The sequence below is a fragment of the Bradyrhizobium sp. WSM1253 genome (assembly GCF_000244935.1).
Classification (GTDB): Bacteria; Pseudomonadota; Alphaproteobacteria; order Rhizobiales; family Xanthobacteraceae; genus Bradyrhizobium; species Bradyrhizobium canariense.
This window is the reverse complement of sequence record NZ_JH600073.1, coordinates 7,871,304-7,887,633: the sequence shown is the minus strand read 5'-3', so window position 1 is coordinate 7,887,633 and position 16,330 is coordinate 7,871,304. Positions and strand designations below refer to the sequence as shown.

General features: G+C 64.6%; 20 protein-coding genes. 8 read left to right on the top strand and 12 right to left on the bottom strand.

The window, feature by feature from the left end; genetic code table 11:
- The first annotated feature begins 73 nt into the window (after window positions 1-73).
- Together BRA1253DRAFT_RS38225 and BRA1253DRAFT_RS38220 are read left to right on the top strand one after the other, a co-directional pair.
- The gene (locus BRA1253DRAFT_RS38225) at window positions 74-1,459 is read left to right on the top strand and encodes a HAMP domain-containing sensor histidine kinase (RefSeq protein ID WP_007603141.1); all 1,386 of its coding nucleotides are present in this window, start codon (window positions 74-76) and stop codon (window positions 1,457-1,459) included.
- Entirely contained in the window at window positions 1,456-2,118 is a 663-nt protein-coding gene (locus BRA1253DRAFT_RS38220) for a response regulator transcription factor (RefSeq protein WP_007603140.1), read from the top strand. Before BRA1253DRAFT_RS38225 ends, BRA1253DRAFT_RS38220 begins: the two co-directional genes overlap by 4 nt.
- A gap of 4 nt (window positions 2,119-2,122) precedes the next feature.
- Here BRA1253DRAFT_RS38220 and BRA1253DRAFT_RS38215 read toward each other — a convergent pair whose 3' ends face one another.
- The 3 genes from BRA1253DRAFT_RS38215 to BRA1253DRAFT_RS38205 form a co-directional block, all read right to left on the bottom strand.
- A complete protein-coding gene (locus BRA1253DRAFT_RS38215) occupies window positions 2,123-2,965 on the bottom strand; it encodes a hypothetical protein (RefSeq protein WP_007603139.1) in 843 nt (280 codons plus the stop codon).
- Between the two features lie 177 nt (window positions 2,966-3,142).
- Window positions 3,143-3,634, bottom strand: a complete 492-nt coding sequence (locus tag BRA1253DRAFT_RS38210) for an SRPBCC family protein (RefSeq protein ID WP_035995752.1) — start codon at window positions 3,632-3,634, stop codon at window positions 3,143-3,145.
- A 2-nt stretch (window positions 3,635-3,636) separates the two neighbouring features.
- On the bottom strand, window positions 3,637-4,029 hold the full coding sequence (locus BRA1253DRAFT_RS38205; protein WP_007603136.1) for a helix-turn-helix transcriptional regulator: 393 nt from the start codon (window positions 4,027-4,029) through the stop codon (window positions 3,637-3,639).
- A gap of 368 nt (window positions 4,030-4,397) precedes the next feature.
- Here BRA1253DRAFT_RS38205 and BRA1253DRAFT_RS38200 point away from each other — a divergent pair, with 368 nt between their 5' ends.
- Window positions 4,398-5,453: a serine hydrolase gene (locus tag BRA1253DRAFT_RS38200; RefSeq protein WP_035995749.1), complete on the top strand. Its 1,056-nt coding sequence runs from the start codon at window positions 4,398-4,400 to the stop codon at window positions 5,451-5,453.
- A gap of 73 nt (window positions 5,454-5,526) precedes the next feature.
- On the opposite strand, the gene BRA1253DRAFT_RS38195 is transcribed toward BRA1253DRAFT_RS38200, so the two are convergent.
- Both BRA1253DRAFT_RS38195 and BRA1253DRAFT_RS38190 read right to left on the bottom strand, forming a co-directional pair.
- On the bottom strand, window positions 5,527-6,348 hold the full coding sequence (locus BRA1253DRAFT_RS38195) for an outer membrane protein (RefSeq protein WP_007603132.1): 822 nt from the start codon (window positions 6,346-6,348) through the stop codon (window positions 5,527-5,529).
- A gap of 272 nt (window positions 6,349-6,620) precedes the next feature.
- Window positions 6,621-7,325 carry an SDR family oxidoreductase gene (locus BRA1253DRAFT_RS38190; RefSeq protein ID WP_035994733.1) on the bottom strand — a complete coding sequence of 235 codons (705 nt, stop codon included), beginning with the start codon at window positions 7,323-7,325 and terminating at the stop codon, window positions 6,621-6,623.
- A gap of 122 nt (window positions 7,326-7,447) precedes the next feature.
- Here BRA1253DRAFT_RS38190 and BRA1253DRAFT_RS38185 point away from each other — a divergent pair, with 122 nt between their 5' ends.
- Window positions 7,448-8,290, top strand: coding sequence for a GNAT family N-acetyltransferase (locus BRA1253DRAFT_RS38185; protein WP_007603129.1), 843 nt, complete (start codon window positions 7,448-7,450; stop codon window positions 8,288-8,290).
- A 1-nt stretch (window position 8,291) separates the two neighbouring features.
- Here the strand turns inward: BRA1253DRAFT_RS38185 and BRA1253DRAFT_RS38180 are convergent, their stop codons facing one another.
- Window positions 8,292-8,732 carry a hypothetical protein gene (locus BRA1253DRAFT_RS38180; RefSeq protein ID WP_007603127.1) on the bottom strand — a complete coding sequence of 147 codons (441 nt, stop codon included), beginning with the start codon at window positions 8,730-8,732 and terminating at the stop codon, window positions 8,292-8,294.
- Window positions 8,733-9,015: 283 nt separating this feature from the next.
- On the opposite strand from BRA1253DRAFT_RS38180, the gene BRA1253DRAFT_RS38175 reads away from it, so the two are divergent.
- Window positions 9,016-9,300, top strand: a complete 285-nt coding sequence (locus tag BRA1253DRAFT_RS38175; protein WP_007603125.1) for a hypothetical protein — start codon at window positions 9,016-9,018, stop codon at window positions 9,298-9,300.
- Window positions 9,301-9,353: 53 nt separating this feature from the next.
- Here BRA1253DRAFT_RS38175 and BRA1253DRAFT_RS38170 read toward each other — a convergent pair whose 3' ends face one another.
- The 6 genes from BRA1253DRAFT_RS38170 to BRA1253DRAFT_RS38145 all read right to left on the bottom strand — a co-directional run bounded on the left by BRA1253DRAFT_RS38170 (window position 9,354) and on the right by BRA1253DRAFT_RS38145 (window position 12,301).
- Window positions 9,354-9,644 (bottom strand): hypothetical protein, encoded by a 291-nt coding sequence (locus BRA1253DRAFT_RS38170; RefSeq protein WP_007603124.1) that lies wholly within the window; start codon window positions 9,642-9,644, stop codon window positions 9,354-9,356.
- A gap of 20 nt (window positions 9,645-9,664) precedes the next feature.
- A complete protein-coding gene (locus tag BRA1253DRAFT_RS38165) occupies window positions 9,665-10,084 on the bottom strand; it encodes a curlin (RefSeq protein ID WP_305728434.1) in 420 nt (139 codons plus the stop codon).
- Between the two features lie 69 nt (window positions 10,085-10,153).
- Window positions 10,154-10,531 (bottom strand): curlin, encoded by a 378-nt coding sequence (locus BRA1253DRAFT_RS38160; RefSeq protein WP_035994730.1) that lies wholly within the window; start codon window positions 10,529-10,531, stop codon window positions 10,154-10,156.
- A 31-nt stretch (window positions 10,532-10,562) separates the two neighbouring features.
- Complete coding sequence (locus BRA1253DRAFT_RS38155) at window positions 10,563-10,955, bottom strand: curlin (RefSeq protein WP_035994727.1); 393 nt, start codon at window positions 10,953-10,955, stop codon at window positions 10,563-10,565.
- Window positions 10,956-11,074: 119 nt separating this feature from the next.
- Window positions 11,075-11,476: a hypothetical protein gene (locus tag BRA1253DRAFT_RS38150; protein ID WP_007603123.1), complete on the bottom strand. Its 402-nt coding sequence runs from the start codon at window positions 11,474-11,476 to the stop codon at window positions 11,075-11,077.
- Between the two features lie 165 nt (window positions 11,477-11,641).
- Window positions 11,642-12,301 carry a response regulator transcription factor gene (locus tag BRA1253DRAFT_RS38145; protein ID WP_007603122.1) on the bottom strand — a complete coding sequence of 220 codons (660 nt, stop codon included), beginning with the start codon at window positions 12,299-12,301 and terminating at the stop codon, window positions 11,642-11,644.
- A 644-nt stretch (window positions 12,302-12,945) separates the two neighbouring features.
- On the opposite strand from BRA1253DRAFT_RS38145, the gene BRA1253DRAFT_RS38140 reads away from it, so the two are divergent.
- From BRA1253DRAFT_RS38140 to BRA1253DRAFT_RS38130, 3 genes are read left to right on the top strand one after another with little or no spacing between them, the layout of a single operon-like run.
- Complete coding sequence (locus BRA1253DRAFT_RS38140; RefSeq protein WP_007603121.1) at window positions 12,946-14,373, top strand: efflux RND transporter periplasmic adaptor subunit; 1,428 nt, start codon at window positions 12,946-12,948, stop codon at window positions 14,371-14,373.
- Window positions 14,370-15,095: an ABC transporter ATP-binding protein gene (locus BRA1253DRAFT_RS38135; RefSeq protein WP_007603120.1), complete on the top strand. Its 726-nt coding sequence runs from the start codon at window positions 14,370-14,372 to the stop codon at window positions 15,093-15,095. Before BRA1253DRAFT_RS38140 ends, BRA1253DRAFT_RS38135 begins: the two co-directional genes overlap by 4 nt.
- Window positions 15,092-16,315 carry an ABC transporter permease gene (locus BRA1253DRAFT_RS38130; protein WP_007603119.1) on the top strand — a complete coding sequence of 408 codons (1,224 nt, stop codon included), beginning with the start codon at window positions 15,092-15,094 and terminating at the stop codon, window positions 16,313-16,315. The genes BRA1253DRAFT_RS38135 and BRA1253DRAFT_RS38130 overlap by 4 nt, the downstream gene beginning before the upstream one ends.
- The last annotated feature ends 15 nt before the right edge of the window (window positions 16,316-16,330 follow it).

Below are 16,330 nucleotides of genomic sequence, written 5' to 3'. Positions count from 1 at the left end.
TGGCGGCTTTCCGCCGGATGCGTTCTGCCGTTTAATGCGGTCGCGACAACCCGTTCGCACCAGGTGCCCGCCGATGTGGAACCGCTCGAGGTTCGATCTCAAAGTCCGTCTGACGTTGCGCGTGGCCGCGATATCGGCCGCCTGCTTCGCCGCCATCTCCGCCTATTTCCTGATTACGGCCGACCGCGCGGCGCATGCGCGCCTCGACGATATCGCCGCGATCGTGGCCAAGACGCTGGAGCTGCAGCAGGGCAAGATCCAGTGGGTGGCGAGCCCCCGCTCGGACTTTCCCAACCTCGACCCCGTTTCGGCTTATGTGATGACGCCCGGCCTGTGCCTGGCGTTCCGCGGCACGAGCGGCGACATCCTCCAGCGTTTCTGCAGCGGCGCGCCCGCCCCGGCAAACCCGCCGCCGCAAGCCTTCACGGCCTTCTATCGCAGCCTGTTCGACCCCGGCCGCGAAGCCGCACGGCCTGTGATCGTGCGCGGAGCGAAGCTCGGCGACGCCGTCGTCTCGGTCGAGCCGACCGTGCAGACGGCGGAGGCCTGGCACGAGGCCGGCCGCCTGATGCTGGCGCTCGCGATCGCGCTGCCGCTGCTCTGCGCGCTGGTTTACGCCGCGCTGGCACGCGCGCTGCGCCCCACCCGCATGATCCGCACCGGCCTCGAGCGGATTGCCGCCAACGACCTCACCACGCGGTTGCCGCCGTTCGACCTTGCCGAACTCTCCGCGATCCGCGACGGCTTCAACCATCTCGCCGAAAGCCTCGAGACCGCGCTTGCCGAACGCAGCGAGCTGACGCGGAAGCTGATCGCGCTCCAGGACGAAGAGCGCCGCCATCTCGCGCGCGAGCTGCATGACGAGTTCGGCCAGTCGCTCGCGGCCATCCGCGCGCTCGCCTCCTCCGCCCGGCAGACCGCCGCGCAGGACTGCCCTTCCCTGCTTGGCGAATGCGACGGCATCGCGCGGACCGCAACCGGCATGATGGAGACGTTGCGCGGCACGCTGTTCCGGCTGCGGCCGCCCGATGTCGAGGAACTCGGGCTCGTCGCCAGCCTCGAAGGCCTCGTCGCGGGCTGGAACGGACGCAGCCGCGGCGAGACGCGCTTCTCGATCCGGTTCGACGGCGCATTCGAGACCCTGCCGGCCACGATCAGCGCCAGCCTCTACCGGATCGTGCAGGAGGCGCTCACCAATGCCGCCAAGCATGCCGTCGCCACGCGGGTCAGCCTGGAATTGACGATGGGGGCCAGCGAGATCGCGCTGGCGATCGACGATGACGGACGCGCGAGCGATCCCGTCGCGAAATCCGGAATGGGCCTGCTCGGCATGCGCGAGCGCGTCGCGGCCTTGCGCGGCCAATTGAGCTTCGAGGCCGCGCCGAACGGCGGCTCCGCACTGCGCGTGGTCATTCCGCTCGCAGCCGCCGATCGGCCGCCGCTGGAGCATGCCGCATGAGCGCGGCCGATGCCACCATTCTGCTGGTCGACGACCATTCCGTCGTCCGCGAAGGCTATCGTTCCGTGCTCCAGAAGCAGCCGGGACTTCGCGTCATCGCCGAAGCCGCCGACGGCGCGGAGGCCTATCGTCTCTACAAATCGGAGGCGCCCGACCTCGTCATCATGGATCTGAGCATGCCCGGCATCGGCGGCATCGAGGCGGTCAGGCGCATCAGGCAGTGGGACAAGAGCGCGAGAATCCTCGTCTTCACCATGCATGAAAATGCCGGCTTTGCCGTGCAGGCGATCCGCGCCGGTGCCAGGGGCTATGTCACCAAGACCAGTCCCCCGGAGACGCTGGTGCGCGCCGTGATGGACGTGCTCGCCGGCAAGATCGCGATTAGTCCCGACATCGATCATGAGCTCGCGCTGAGCCGGCTCGCCGGGGAAAGCTCTGCCGCCGACGTCCTCACGCCGCGCGAGTTCGAGGTGCTGCGGCTGCTGCTCGCCGAGAACACGACAGAGGAGATCGCCGAGACGCTCCATGTCAGCCCGAAGACGGTGGCGAACCTGCATTCCCTGATCAAGGACAAGCTCGGCGTCGGATCCGACATCGAGCTAGTCCGGCTGGCGCTGCGTCAGGGCATCTTGACGGAGGTCGATCTCGGCGAGGCCTGATCGCTCAGGCCAGATAGCGCGTGAGATAGCCTTCCATCGCGTAGAGCGCACAGAGCGCGAGGCTCGACCACACGGCGGCGGTGAAATACAGGAACATCCAGGTCAGCTCGCCCTTCCAGTGCGCGATGTCGTGGGTCACGACCCAGCGCGTCGAGACGTCATGCAGGCCTTCGAGGAAGCCGAGCAACCTGTTGCCCTCTTCGTGCCCTGCCCGCCAGCGGCTGAGATACATCGGCACGTCGACGGTGACGAGGAAGGCCAGGAAGCAGGCGATGCCGATGATGCCGGCAATCAGCGCCCACCGCACCGGTCCCTGGAATTCCGGCATCAGTCGGCACAGCGCGATGCCCGCGAGGAAGAATGTCACCGCCCACAGCGAGTTCTCGATCGCGTTGAAGAGGAAGTTGGTCGTCACCACCGCATACCAGGAGAAGCACTCCGCGATGATGATGATGGGCACGATCACCCACGCGATGTTCACGACCGTCTCGGCGCCCGTCATGGTCCCGAGTTGATGCAGGATGACCGCCCATTGCGCGGCGAAGCACAGTTCGGCCACGGTCGCGACCGTGCGGCCGACGAAGACGCTGGAGAGCCAGGTGTCGAACAGACAGATCCGCTGCACGTCGGCGCGCGGCAGGAACGAGCGGAACGCACAGCCGAAGACATAGCCGGCGCAGAGCAGGAACATCAGCCCGATGTCGGAGCCGCCACTGAGGCTGCCGGCGGGCGTCGGGTAGAATTCGCGGTACAGCATGAACCAGACGAGAATGTTGGCAGCACTGACCAGCGTCAGGGACCCCCACCACCATGCGAGGGGATTTGTCCGCGCCTGCCACTGCAACATGAATCGCTCCGCTGTAGTCAAATTTGACATCCAAGGTAGCAATTCTGTCATAAATCCGTCGTTCCAAGCGACAAAAACTTCGTTATCGCGCTGTCATAATTGACCTGCGCGCTGTCATATTCGTCGTTGCGGCGATATTCCGGAGGCCCTCGTCGAGCCTCCGGACGAGCGTTGGCGCTACCTCTTCATTCCGCCCACATAGGCCGCGAGCTTGTCGAGCGTCTGGTAGCCGTATTCGACGGCACCGAAGCTGATCATACCGTCGCGCTGCACCGTGCTCGACGCCAGCTGCCGCATCATCAGAACCGTCTTGCCATTGCTCTGTTCGGCGAAAGTGATGGTGAAACGGAACAGGCCGGGATCGTCGTCCTGGTCGGCGCCATGGTCCATCTCCATCAGCGACGGCCGTTCGATGCGGCGGAAGCGCATGCGGTTCGGGTAGACCGTGCCGTCCGGGCCGATCATGTTGAAGCGCCAGACGCCGCCAACCCGCACGTCGATCTCGAAGGTCTCGAGCTTGAAATCCTTCGGCCCGAACCATTGCGGCAAATGCTTGGGGTCAGACCAGGCCTCGAACACCAGATCGCGCGGCGCGTCGATCACGCGCGACATCACGATCTCGCGGTCGAGCGACCATTGCGACAGGGCGGGATTGGCAGAATTCGTCATCATCAGGAACCTTTCCGTTTGATCGTCTTGTTACTTGTCTTGGACGGCCGCTTGGCAGCCGTCCGCTCTTTCTTCAGCTTCATCACATAGGCTTCGAAGCGATCGAGCCGCGCCTCCCAGATCGCACGCTGGTGCTGGAACCAGTCTTCCGCAGTGAGGAGTGCGTCAGGACTGAGGCGGCAGGTGCGCACGCGGCCGGATTTCTCCGACAGGACGAGCCCGCTCGTCTCCAGCACGTGGATGTGTTTCATGAAGCTCGGCAGCGCCATCTCGAAGGGATCGGCAAGCTCGCCGACCGACGCCTCGCCGGCGCAGAGCCGCATCACGATCGCCCGCCGGGTGGGATCGGCAAGGGCCGCGAAAACCTGATCGAGTCGGGATAATTGGTTAGCCATGGAGCTAACTATAGGGCTGCCGCCATCCGGCGTCAATAATTGTTAGCCAATTAGCTAAGTTAAATTTTGCCGACGGGTAACCTGGGTGGAGCGAAGCGTAATCCAGGAATCTCTCCGTGAGGCGATAACCCGGATTGCGCTTCGCTCCATCCAGGCTACGAACCATTCGCGCGGAACCCACCACGCGCAATCGTGAATAGGGAGGCACGGTCCTTCCCGCTACAAGAGACCGGGGGCGCATCGAATCCTGCGCCAGAGCCGTGCCGTCTGTTGTCACCTCATCGTATCTCACCCGACGGGCCCTGGCCCGGGCTGCGCTCGTTCCGCTCGCGCTTGCCTGGCCGCGCGGCGCCGCCGCGGATTCCGACATGATCGCGCAGATGCGCGACATCGTCGCGAACGAGCTGGCGCCGACCGCAACACCGGACCAGCCGGGCGGTCTCGCCGCCGCGCTTTATGCCGGCAGCCATGTCGAGTTCTTCAACTACGGCTTTGCCGACGACGCCACGCAAAGGCCGGTCACGCCGGATACGCTGTTCAACCTCGGTTCCCTGCGTAAGCCGTTCGAGGCGACGCTGGTCGCGCTCGGCACCCTCCGCGGCGAGCTGCGGCTCGACGATCGTCTGGCGAAATATCTCCCGGAGCTCACCGGCGACTATGTCCGCCGCGTCACCGTTGGCGAGCTCGTGACGCACACCTCAGGCATGCTGCTGCCGACCGACCATCCGCCCTGGCCGAGCGACACGTTTTCCCGCGCGCAGCTCATCGACATGTTCAACAGCTGGCGACCGCAAGCCGGCGAGGTGCCGGGCAAGCAGCGCGTCTACAGCCACGCCGGCTATGTACTGCTTCAGCTCGTGCTCGAGTGCTGTTACGGCGCTCCGATCGCGACCCTGCTCGAACAACGTATCCTCAAGCCGATCGGCATGAATGCGACCTCCGTGCCCGAACGCGGCGAAGACGGCCGTGCCGTCATGGACGCGGCCTGGATGCAGCGCGCGGTCCAGGGCTACTCGGATCAGGGCATGGCGATCGGCCCCATCGGCAACCAGCAGAGTTATTTTGATTTTCCCGGCACGGGCCAGATGTTTTCCTCGCCGCGGGATCTCGCGACATTCGTTGCGGCCTGCGTCGACGGGCGGTCGATCGATCCTCACTTGCGCGAGGCATTGCGGATGACACAGCACGAGATCTTCCGCGTCGACGAGAAGTTCGGACAGGGAATGGCCTGGGAGACGGTGCGTCTTCCAGGCGCCACCGTCGTCGATAAGCCGGGTGGGCTCAACAACGCCTCCGGCTATATCGGCCTCGTGCCGGCGCAGCGGATCGGGATCGTGCTGCTCGCCAATCGGGGCGAATATCCCCACGAGATCGCGCGCTACAGGATCCTGCCGGCGTTGGCGCGCCTCGTGGCTTCGCACTGAACCCCCGGCCCGCGAAAACTGGAAAGCCCCGGCCCCAGGCCGGGGCTTTCCAGCCAGGGATGGAACGGGATGCTCAGTATCTGGCGACGACCGGTCCGCCGAATTTGTAGTTCACGCCGACGCGCACGATGTTCGACTTGAGATCGACCGAGTGGGTGAAGAGGTTGGTCGGAAATGCGCCGCCAAGCAGATTGGTGCTGGTCACGGTGCTGCGTCCAAGATCGACGTAGAGATATTCCGCCTTGAGCGACCAACCGCCGCCGACGGCGTATTCGGTGCCGACGCCCGCGGTCCAGCCGAGGCGTGTGTCGCGGAATGCGGTCGACTCCGCCGCCGCGGCGAACGTGTCGGTGAAGTTGAAATTGCCCTTCACCTCGGCGATGGCCGCGCCGCCGGTGGCATAAAGCAGCCAGGTCGGAGCCGCGAGGAAGCCGATGCGGCCGCGGATCGTGGCGAGCCAGTCGGCCGAGACCTGCGAGGACACGGTGAAGCCGGTCGGGGCGCAGCAGGGATAGAGCGCCGAACCCGTCGCGCTGCCCTTGAAGCCGAAATAGTTGATGTCGCCTTCGAGGCCGAGCACGGCGTTATTGAGTTGCCAGTTGTAGCCGGCGGTAAAACCGCCCGTGACGCTGGAGCTGTTGACGCGCTGGGCGCCGACTGCCGCAATCGCGGAAACACTAGAGCTCGCGAAATAGGCGGCGGGATCGAACGCAGTCGAGGTGGCCGGATCGGCGCTGCCCCATTGTCCGCCGACATTGCCGCCGACGTAAAAGCCGGTCCAGTTATAGGCCGTCGCCATCATCGGCGCTTTGGTATAGTGCGCCGCGAGGTCGGCAGCCTGCAAGGATGCGGAGCCCAAGACAACCCCGGCAGCCGCCAGCAAAAACTTCTTCATTCCAGTCTCCTTGCCTCACGCGATTGATCTCGCGTTTCGAATGCGCGCGGGCGGAAGTTGTCCGGCGCAGATCGGGCATAGGGCGTGGACTGCTTGCCGTCTTGGGCTGCGGCGAAGTTCATAGGGACTGTGACGTAGTGCGGGCCGTGCGGCGCGCGAACGCGCGACGGGTGTGACCGAGGGGCCACGAGTTATCCCTCATCCGCGGCGCAGGACGCACGGCCGTGTCGCATCGCGACAAGGGCGCTAAACGCGATTCGAATCCCCGCGTCTCAGACCGAACGCGTCAGTCCGCCGTCGACGCGGATATTCTGTCCGGTGATGTAGGCCGCGCCGTCGGATGCCAGGAACGAGATCGTCGCGGCGATCTCCTCGACCTTGCCGTAGCGCCGCATCGGCACGCTGTCGCGGCGCGCATCTACCTGCGGCAGGCTGTCGATCCAGCCCGGCAGCACGTTGTTCATGCGAATGTTGTCGGCGCCATGGGTGTCGGTGAAGATCTTCGTGAAGGCGGCGAGGCCGGCGCGGAACACCGCCGAGGTCGGAAACATCGCACTCGGCTCGAATGCCCAGGCGGTCGAGATGTTGATGATGGCGCCGGCCTTCTGCGTCTGCATGATCGGCATCACCAGCCGGGTCGGACGGATCACGTTGAGCAGATAGGTGTCGAGGCCGGTGTGCCATTGCTCGTCGGTAATCTCCGTGATCGCCGCCCGGGGCCCATGGCCCGCGCTGTTGACGAGCACGTCGATGCGTCCCCATTTGGCCATCGCGCCATCGACCAGCCGCTTCAGATCGTCGTTCGACTTGTTGGAGCCGGTGACCCCCAGCCCGCCGAGCTCGGTTGCCAGCGCCTCGCCCTTGCCGGAAGAAGACAGGATGGCGATGCGAAAGCCGTCGGCTGCGAGCCGGCGCGCGGCCCCTGCCCCCATGCCGCTGCCGCCGGCGGTCACGAGTGCGACCTTCTCTGCTGCCATCTCTGCTGCCATGACCGATCATCCTCTATGATATCGTGGAGGCGAGCCGCGGGCTCGGCCTATCATGAGGCCTTCTACCGCCGGACCAGCCGGAAGGTCCACCGTCGAAAGCGACCTGAAAGATGAGCGATTTGCAGATCCGCAATTTGCGGCCCGAGGAGATCGCCATCGCGGTCGACTGGGCCGCGGCGGAAGGCTGGAATCCGGGCCTCTCCGATGCCGCCTGTTTCGCGATCCCGGACGCGAGGGGCTTCTTCGTCGGCGAGATCGACGGCGAGCCGGTCGCGACCGTCTCCTGCGTCAACTACGACGATCGCTTTGCATTTCTCGGATTCTACATCGTGCGATCGGGTTTTCGCGACAGAGGCCACGGCCTGCGCATCTGGAACGCGGCGATCGCGCATGCGGGCGCTCGCGTGATCGGCCTCGACGGCGTGGTGGCGCAGCAGGACAATTACAGAAAGTCCGGCTTCCAGCTTGCCTACGCCAATGTCCGCTATGGCGGCTTCGTCGCCGCGCCACCGAGGCCGCCCGCCGATGTCGTTGCGCTCGACACGATCCCGTTTACGTTCGTTGAAGCCGACGATGCCACGGTGTTCCCGGCTCCGCGCGGCGCCTTCCTGCGTGCCTGGATCGGCACATCAGGACATGTCGGTCGCGCGCTGCTGCGCGACGGCAAGCTCGCCGCATGGGGCGTGATCCGACCGTGCCGGGCCGGCCGTAAGATCGGCCCGCTCGTCGCCGACGATCGCGCGGCGGCGGACGCAATCGTGCAGGCCTTGCTGGCGAGCACAAACGGCGGCGAGATCTTCCTCGACGTCCCCGCCGTCAATCGCGAGGCGATTGCGCTCGCGGAAAAGCTCGGGCTGAAGCCGGTGTTCGAGACGGCGCGGATGTACACAGGACCGATCGCGCGGCTGCGGATCGACCGCGTCTTCGGCGTGACCAGTTTTGAGCTGGGCTAGCTCAGTAGCAGCGCATGATGTTGACGGTGTGCTCGCCGCCGCCGCGGCCGGGCACAGTCACCTGCTCCGTCGGACAGCTCGGCACGTAAGGCCGGTCGGACGGCACCACGTTCGGCGGGAAGCGATGCGTCCAATCCCAGGGAACGTCGTACGTATAGGTGTAGCGAACGTCGCTGGAGACGGGCTGGGCGGTCTCGGCGAAAGGCTGACCGTAGCCTGCATTGTCATAGTAGAACCCGCCGCCGCCCGGCCAGTAGACCCAGGGCGTGTTGCGGCCACGGAACCTGGCGCCCGGCGCAATCGGCGGACGCACCGCCGGACCGGAAGGCGTGGCGGCATGTGCGACGGCGCCACCGGGCCTGGCAAAACTGTCGCTGGGGGCAAGGAGCAGCGCGGCTGCGCTGAGCGAGGCGAGCAACGCCCCAAATGATCTGGACATCATGATACGCACCAACTCGTTTGGCTTCGCGGATAGCGGCTCCCCGCGACACGCTAGGCCGGGCTGTCGCCCACCCGCAAACGTATAATTAATTATTGGTTAAGGCACGGGATTAACAGGGAACAGACTGCGGCAAGACGCCCGGGAATCCCGACTGATGTGGCTCGTGTTCCGGGAAAACGGACTTCATAACCAGTTGATCGGAGTTGATCGCTTCGGCCGACAACGCCCGGAACGCTCCCGCACTGCGGTCGTTGGCTCCCGACACCAGCAAGGAGCATCTCCAATGCAGAACAAATCGAAACTCCTCTGCCTGATCACGGCTTCACTCGTCGCGGGCACGGCGGCCGCCTCGGCCCAGGGCTATGATTGGAACGGACCGCGCGCGGGATGGGACCGCACCGCTCCCGCTTACCAACCGGTTCAGCCACGCGCGTACTATCCGGATGTCGCCGGACCTTACGGTGCGCTCAACGGCACCAACCATCCGGCGCCGAGCTCGACGCAGGGCGATGTCGGCCCGGAGGGCAACAACAACGGCACCGTGACCGGCGTCTATCGCAGCTGGTAGCGCTCGCTCACGACGTGGCCCATCGTCCATCACGGACGATGGGCCTTCGTGCGTCAGCGGCCCTGCTGCTTGCGCAGCCAGTCCAGCATATCCTGCGGATTTCCGGTGCCCTGCGACACGATGGCGGTGTTGCCGCCGCTGCGGCGATAGACCGTCGTGCGCCCAGGCTCCTTCTCGATCTTGACCTCGGCCTGCGCCGGATCGCCGCTCTGGGTAATGACGGACGTGCCATTCTCGTCCTGAACAATTGTGGTATGGCCGTCACCCGACTCGCCAGCTCCGGCCGGCCCGGCTGTCATCGCCGTCATGATGCTCATTCCTGCTGCAAGTACGATGAACCTCATGTTGCACCTCACCTTCGCGATCACCGGCTGAACTGAAATATCGACAGCCAGTTGAAGCGCCCGAATTGTCGCACCGTTCCCGTGTTCATATCTCCGATCTGGAGCAGGAGGGCGTTGGTGGAATTGCCGACCTGAGTGATTTCGGCAATATTGCTCACGCCCGACTGACCGATCGCCACATTGGTGGTGCCACCCACCTGGATCACATCGACATAATTGCGCGTGCCGTTCTGGATGATCGTCGCATCGACTGTTCCCGTACCACCGATCTGGATGACACGCGCAATATTGATGCGGCTGTTCTCTTCGATCGTGACCGGCTGGACATCGTTGCCGAATTGCACGATCGTTTCGATGCTTACGTTCCGGTTTGTCACGCCGCGCTGGACGGATCCGGCGGATGCCTCGGACGCGACGCTGACGGCGAACAATGCCGCCAATGCCAGGAGTAGCCTAGCGCATTTCATCGCTTGCCCCCATTCCATTTCTGACGACGAGGCCGCGCCGGCTCAATGGCTATTCTGGACAACAGTCGCCGAGTTGAACGCACCGAACTGGGACAGGAAACTGCTGGTGGACTGGCCGGCCTGGCCGACGAACGCGATATTATTCACGCCCGCCTGCCCGACCGATGCCGACGTCGTCCCGCCGAATTGCAGGATTCCGGTCGCGTTGTTCGTCCCGTTCTGAGTGACGGTCGCGCTGGTGCTGCCGCCGATCATGAACACGCCGGCCATGTTGAGCTGGCTGTTCTGGTTCAGCACGACCGGCGGGCCGCCGAGCGACACGATGGTCTTGATGTCCGCGGTCTGGGCACCGGCCGAGCCGGCGCCCACGCAACACAAGGTGAGAAATGCGCCACAGGCGGCGCCTGAAAAATGCCTCATGACATGCCTCGCTATCGAAAAAGATTTGCGATCAAGGAGTCTGCTGCAAAATCGTCGAGCCGTTCAGAATTCCGAGCTGTCCGACGGCCGCCGCGTTGTTCGCGCCGATCTGGCCGATCAGGCTCGAATTGGAGCCACCGGCCTGGCCGAGTAACGCGGTGTTGGACGCCGTCGCGGTGGTGCCGCCCTGCCCGATTACTGAGGTGTTGACGGTCAGGAGCGAACCCATCTGCAACGTGGTCGCAGTATTGGTGGCGCCGAATTGCATCGTGGTGGCGCTGTTGTTGGTGCCGCCACTCTGCGAGATGAAGGAGTTGTTGGTGGTGCCGAATTGCAGCACGCTGGCCGAGTTGCCGGCCTGGGCATCGACGGCGGTCAGCAGGCTGAACGCGACGATCGTGGCAACGAGATATTTTTGATGCATGACATTTCCTCCGCGAAAGTCGGCGGACAAGCTCTTACCGAGTCGTCCCGCCCGAGGCGGTGCTTTCAAGGATGGCACGGACGCGCCGCAGTTGACGCGTCCGGCCAAACGGGGCTGGCTTAGTGCGCCGTCTGCGAGACGGTGCTGCCGTTGATGCCGAACACGCTGAGCTGTCCGACGGCGGCGGCGTTGTTCTGGAGCGCGGCAGGCCCGAACGAGTTCTGGGTGATCGCGCTGCCGTTGTTGCCCAACGCCACCTGGCCGGTCGTCGCCGAGTTCTGCACGCCGATCTGGTTCACCGTGCTGCCGTTGTTGAGCGAGACCGCGCTGGTGCCCTGCATCGTGGTCGCACTGTTGATGATGCCGAGCTGGCTGGTCGACGAGGTGTCGTTGGTGAGGCCCTGCTGCGAGACGCTGGAACCGTTCACGGCGCCCACTTGCACGGTGGTCGAAGTGTTGGCGGCCTGCGCGGCGGAGGACAGGGCGAGCACGGCAACGGAAGCAAAAAACAATTTGCGCATGGAATATCCTTTCTGGCTAAGTTCTCTGACTGGGTTCGGATGCCGTCTTGGAGGAGGCCGACATCGCAGGACAGACTTTGAACCGATCGTGCTGCGTGCGACAGACTGCAGTTCATGCTAATCGCTACGGACTAGACGTTGCACGGCGGCTTGGTGCCAGCGGCACTAGCTGTAAGGTTGTCCCGTGCCGATTCGTGACGTCTCTTCTTCGCGTCCCATGCTGTCGACCAACCGCACCACCTCGATCGGCGAACGAAGCTCCAGCTTTCGCATCATCCTGGTGCGATGGACCTTGGCCGTCACTTCGCTCACCCCGAGTCTCGCTGCGATCTGCTTGGCGACGAGACCTTCCGCCATCAACAGCAAGATCTCGCGCTCCCTCGCCGTCAGCGTCTCGACGCGCTGGCGAGCTTCGCGCACGCTATCTTCGCGTTCGAGCCGCCTGCGGTCGCGCTCGATGCCATGCCTGATCGCGTCGAGGATCTCCTGCTCGCGAAAGGGTTTTGGAAGAAACTCGACTGCGCCGCGCTTCATGGCCTCAACCGAGACGCGGACGTCGGAATGGCCGCTGATGAAGACGATCGGGATGAGCACGCCGGTCTCGGCGAGCCGGCGCTGAAGCTCGAGGCCGGTCGGCGCCGTGCCGGGAAAGCGGACGTCGAGCACGAGGCATGAAGGTCCGCCGGAAATACTCTCCCCGAGAAACTCGTCGGTCGACGCAAACAATTTCACCTGGTGCCCGGTCTCCTCGCAGAGATTTCCAATCGCAGTTCGAATCTGAATTTCGTCGTCAATAATATAAACTGTAGCTTGACCTGAACTCATGGCAACGGGCTCCCCGGCTTGGGGCTCGATGAACAAGCAACGAGCCATCCATTCTTCTTGCAAGCGAGATCAAGGTGCTTGGATGAATTCGCGGGGATCGAGCGAGTCGCTCCGATCCGCCGCTTCGACGTCTTAGGGCCAACACCCGTTCAAGACGAGTGAAGGCGTTCACATATCGGGTTTCGTGATTGGGGGGATTCGCCCTCGCGACCTGCGGCATCATGGCGAGGCGCAATATCGACAATGCGACAATCGGGAGCGCAACGACCGGGAATGCGACGATCTGGCGTCGGAACTTCGGTATCGCCGACTGCGTCATGGCGTCGCCACCCACGTGCCGACTTGAACGCCCAGCGCTGGCCGCTTCGGCCAGAACAGACGGGACGTTCAGTCAGCTTGTCGAGTTCGATACCGCGCGCGTCATATCGATACGCTCCGTATGCATTTCCGGCAAGTCACGAAAGACAGCACCCCGCGGACTTTACTTCTGGATCATCAAGCGCGCCCGACCGTCGCCCCTACAGCGGCGACACACTGACGATCGACTGCGTTTTCTGAGATTTACAACCATAGCGCGTTTACAACCATAGCGCGATATTTGTCCTTGCCGCCAACGACGCCATTTCAAGAGGCGGGTTTTTGATATGCGATTTGTGCCAGTTATTGCCTTGCTCGGAACTGCATGTGGCCTCGCCGCGGTCTACGCCGCCCGGCCAGCCGTGATCAGCGACGCGGCCGGGAGCGCCGCGGAGAAGGCGGCCCGCGCCTATGAATCGACCCAGCGGCTGCTCAAACCCGTCGGGCGGGACGCACGGAGCTTCGGATCGGACGCCCCCGTATTCCGCTATGCCTCGATCCAGCGCGGCAGCATCGAGCAGACCATCACCGTCACCGGCGCCCTGCAGCCGGTCAAGACGATCGAGGTGGGTTCCCAGTTGTCCGGGCAGCTCGCCCGGGTCTATGTCGATTTCAACGACACCGTCACCAAGGATCAACCGCTCGCCCTGATCGATCCGCGCAGCTTTGCGGCCAAGGTCGACGAAGCCAGGGCGGCGGTGGCGGTGGCGAACTCCTTTGTCGACATCGAGCGGGCCAAGCTCGACCGCGCCAGGATCGATCTGCAAAACGCCAGGGGCAGCAGAGACGTCCTCGTAGCCAAGCTCGACAGCGCGCAGGCGGTCAAGGCGTCGGCGCAGAAGACCTTGCAGCGCAAGCTGGCTCTACAGTCACAAAACGTCGTGGCGGTAACGGCGGTGGATGACGCCCAGACGGAGTTCACCGCGAGGCTTGCCCAAGAGCGCGAAGCCGAAGTCCTCATGTCCCTGAACGCCTACTCAGTCGACGGCGCGCAGGCCGATATCCGCCGGATCGAGGCGGAATTGCAGCAGGCACGCATGGCCGTGCCGGAGAAGGCGGCCGTTCTCGCTGCCGCCCAGGCCGATCTCGACCGCACCGTGATCCGCTCGCCGATCGATGGCGTCGTCGTTGGCAGGTTCGTCAACGAGGGTCAGACGCTCGCGGTCGGACTGGAATCGCGCACCACGTTCGTGGTCGCGCACCGACTGGAGGACATGGAAATTCACGCGCAGGTCGACGAAGCCGATATCGGGCGTATCGCCCCCGACCAGCGCGCCCATTTCACGGTGGATGCCTACCCGGACCGCCGCTTCGAGGCGGTGGTGCGGCAGGTGCGCAAGGCACCGCAGAACCAGCAGCACGTCGTGACCTACACCGTCGTCCTGGCGACCTCCAATCTCGACGGCGCGTTGCTGCCCGGCATGACGGCCCTGGTGAAGATCGTGATCGAGCGGCAGGATGACGTGCTGAAAGTGCCGCTTGCCGCGTTGCGCTTCCAGCCCTCCGGCACGCAGCCGGATGCCGCGGCGCGCAGCGGGGTGTGGGCGCGCACCGCAAGCGGCTCACTCCGGCGTATTCCCGTGACTGTCGGCGCGGCCGGCACCGAACAGGTCGCGCTCAGGAGCGGAGACCTCGTCGAGGGCAGCCAGGTCGCCGTGGGTCAGGCCATCCGGCCAGCCGGCATGGAGTTTCTCGGCATCAGGTTCGGATCATGACGGCCCCCCAGCCCCTCATCAGCTTGCAGTCGGTCTCCAGGACCTATCGCGCCGACGGAGTAGCGGTGGCTGCGGTGCGCAATGTCAGCTTCGACATCGAACGAGGCGAGATCGTCGCGGTGATGGGACCGTCCGGCTCGGGAAAATCGACGCTGATGAACATGATCGGGCTGCTCGACCTGCCGAGCGAGGGTGCGCTCTATCTCGAGGGAGCCGACGTCGCCGATCTCTCGGAAGACCACCGGTCGTCCCTGCGCGCCCGCAGCATCGGCTTCGTATTCCAGTCCTACAATCTGCTCGCGCGCCACAATGCGATTGAGAACGTCGCGCTGCCGCTGGTCTATTGCGGCATCAGCCGCAAGGAGCGTCTGGCCCGCGCCGAGCAGAGCCTGGAGGCTGTCGGCATGGTGCACCGGGCCCACTACTTCCCACGGCAGCTCTCGGGCGGTGAGCAGCAGCGCGTCGCGATCGCGCGCGCTCTGATCGCCTCACCGCTGATCGTGCTCGCCGACGAACCGACCGGCGCGCTCGACAGCCGTACCGGCGCCGAGATACTGGCCCTGTTCGCCGCGCTCAACCGGACCGGCCAGACCATCGTGATGATCACGCATGATCCTGGGATCGCGACCCAGTGCCGGCGCACGATCCGCCTGCATGACGGCGCGCTCGTTGCTGACGAAACGCTGGCTCCGATCCTGCCGAAACGGAGTTCTGCGCCATGACGATGCTCCAGGGCTTTCAGATCGCGTTGCACGCCTTGCGCCTCAATCCGTTGCGCAGCATCCTCACCATGCTCGGCATCGTGATCGGCGTTGCCTCCATCGTGACCGTGTTTGCGATCGGGTCCGGCGCGCAGCTTCGCCTGCAGGAGCAGATTCGCTCGATCGGCGCCAACGTGCTGATGATCAACCCCGGCGCGGTCTACCAGGGCGGCGTGCGTCTCAAGAATGGCAGCAAGCTGACCATGACCGAGAGCGACGTGCAGGCGATTCTCGAGCAGATCCCCGAGATCCAGGCCGCGGCCGGTTCGATTGCAGGAACGGCGCAGGTCATTCACGAGAGCAAGAACTGGAACACGACCATCAACGGGACGACGACCGGGCACTTCATGGTGCGCGACTGGCAGCTTGCGACCGGGCGCTATTTTTCCGGCAGCGAGGAGGCAGGCGCCGGCAAGGTCGTGATCCTCGGCAGCACGGTGGCGCATGAGCTGTTCGCGCCCGGCGAGGACCCGATCGGCGCACAGATCAGGATCATGAAGGTGCCGCTCGAAGTGGTCGGCGTCCTCGATCGCAAGGGACCGGCGCAGGACGACGTTGCCTTCGTGCCGCTCACCACCGCCAAGCTGCGCTTCCTCGGCAGCGCAAGCAACATCAACCGGGATTCGGTCGCCTACATCATCGCCAAGGTGGCTGCGGACGGACAGATGGCGGGGGCGCGAACGGAGATCGAAAACCTGCTGCGGCAGCGGCACCGTATTCCCGCCGGCCAGGAGGACGACTTCAAGGTCCAGGATCCGGCCGCCGCCATGGAAGCGCAGCAGGGAGCGATCCGCACCGTCGCGCTCCTGCTCGTCGCCATCGCCTCGGTCTCGCTGCTGGTTGGCGGCATCAGCATCATGAATGTCATGATCGTGTCGGTCACCGAGCGCACGCGCGAAATCGGAATCCGCCGCGCGCTTGGCGGGCGGATGCGGGACATCCGGCTTCAGTTTCTCTGCGAGGCGCTCGTGCTCTGTCTGCTCGGCGGGGCGATCGGCGTCGGTGCCGGCGTCACGCTCTCGATGACGGTCGCTCGCATGGCAGGATGGATCACCTCGATTGATGGCCAGGCGATCGGCCTTGCCCTCGCCTTCTCGATCGCGACCGGCCTGATCTTCGGTTTTTATCCCGCCCACAAGGCATCCAAGCTCAGTCCGATCGAGGCACTCAAGACGGAGTGAGAACATGCTGGGGTG

Excerpts from the sequence above, each read along its gene's own strand:
- BRA1253DRAFT_RS38225 (WP_007603141.1), top strand. The coding sequence starts at position 74 with ATGTGGAACCGCTCGAGGTTCGATCTCAAAGTCCGTCTGACGTTGCGC.
- BRA1253DRAFT_RS38220 (WP_007603140.1), top strand. The coding sequence starts at position 1,456 with ATGAGCGCGGCCGATGCCACCATTCTGCTGGTCGACGACCATTCCGTC.
- BRA1253DRAFT_RS38215 (WP_007603139.1), bottom strand. The coding sequence starts at position 2,965 with ATGTTGCAGTGGCAGGCGCGGACAAATCCCCTCGCATGGTGGTGGGGG.
- BRA1253DRAFT_RS38210 (WP_035995752.1), bottom strand. The coding sequence starts at position 3,634 with ATGACGAATTCTGCCAATCCCGCCCTGTCGCAATGGTCGCTCGACCGC.
- BRA1253DRAFT_RS38205 (WP_007603136.1), bottom strand. The coding sequence starts at position 4,029 with ATGGCTAACCAATTATCCCGACTCGATCAGGTTTTCGCGGCCCTTGCC.
- BRA1253DRAFT_RS38200 (WP_035995749.1), top strand. The coding sequence starts at position 4,398 with ATGATCGCGCAGATGCGCGACATCGTCGCGAACGAGCTGGCGCCGACC.
- BRA1253DRAFT_RS38195 (WP_007603132.1), bottom strand. The coding sequence starts at position 6,348 with ATGAAGAAGTTTTTGCTGGCGGCTGCCGGGGTTGTCTTGGGCTCCGCA.
- BRA1253DRAFT_RS38190 (WP_035994733.1), bottom strand. The coding sequence starts at position 7,325 with ATGGCAGCAGAGAAGGTCGCACTCGTGACCGCCGGCGGCAGCGGCATG.
- BRA1253DRAFT_RS38185 (WP_007603129.1), top strand. The coding sequence starts at position 7,448 with ATGAGCGATTTGCAGATCCGCAATTTGCGGCCCGAGGAGATCGCCATC.
- BRA1253DRAFT_RS38180 (WP_007603127.1), bottom strand. The coding sequence starts at position 8,732 with ATGATGTCCAGATCATTTGGGGCGTTGCTCGCCTCGCTCAGCGCAGCC.
- BRA1253DRAFT_RS38175 (WP_007603125.1), top strand. The coding sequence starts at position 9,016 with ATGCAGAACAAATCGAAACTCCTCTGCCTGATCACGGCTTCACTCGTC.
- BRA1253DRAFT_RS38170 (WP_007603124.1), bottom strand. The coding sequence starts at position 9,644 with ATGAGGTTCATCGTACTTGCAGCAGGAATGAGCATCATGACGGCGATG.
- BRA1253DRAFT_RS38160 (WP_035994730.1), bottom strand. The coding sequence starts at position 10,531 with ATGAGGCATTTTTCAGGCGCCGCCTGTGGCGCATTTCTCACCTTGTGT.
- BRA1253DRAFT_RS38155 (WP_035994727.1), bottom strand. The coding sequence starts at position 10,955 with ATGCATCAAAAATATCTCGTTGCCACGATCGTCGCGTTCAGCCTGCTG.
- BRA1253DRAFT_RS38150 (WP_007603123.1), bottom strand. The coding sequence starts at position 11,476 with ATGCGCAAATTGTTTTTTGCTTCCGTTGCCGTGCTCGCCCTGTCCTCC.
- BRA1253DRAFT_RS38145 (WP_007603122.1), bottom strand. The coding sequence starts at position 12,301 with ATGAGTTCAGGTCAAGCTACAGTTTATATTATTGACGACGAAATTCAG.
- BRA1253DRAFT_RS38140 (WP_007603121.1), top strand. The coding sequence starts at position 12,946 with ATGCGATTTGTGCCAGTTATTGCCTTGCTCGGAACTGCATGTGGCCTC.
- BRA1253DRAFT_RS38135 (WP_007603120.1), top strand. The coding sequence starts at position 14,370 with ATGACGGCCCCCCAGCCCCTCATCAGCTTGCAGTCGGTCTCCAGGACC.
- BRA1253DRAFT_RS38130 (WP_007603119.1), top strand. The coding sequence starts at position 15,092 with ATGACGATGCTCCAGGGCTTTCAGATCGCGTTGCACGCCTTGCGCCTC.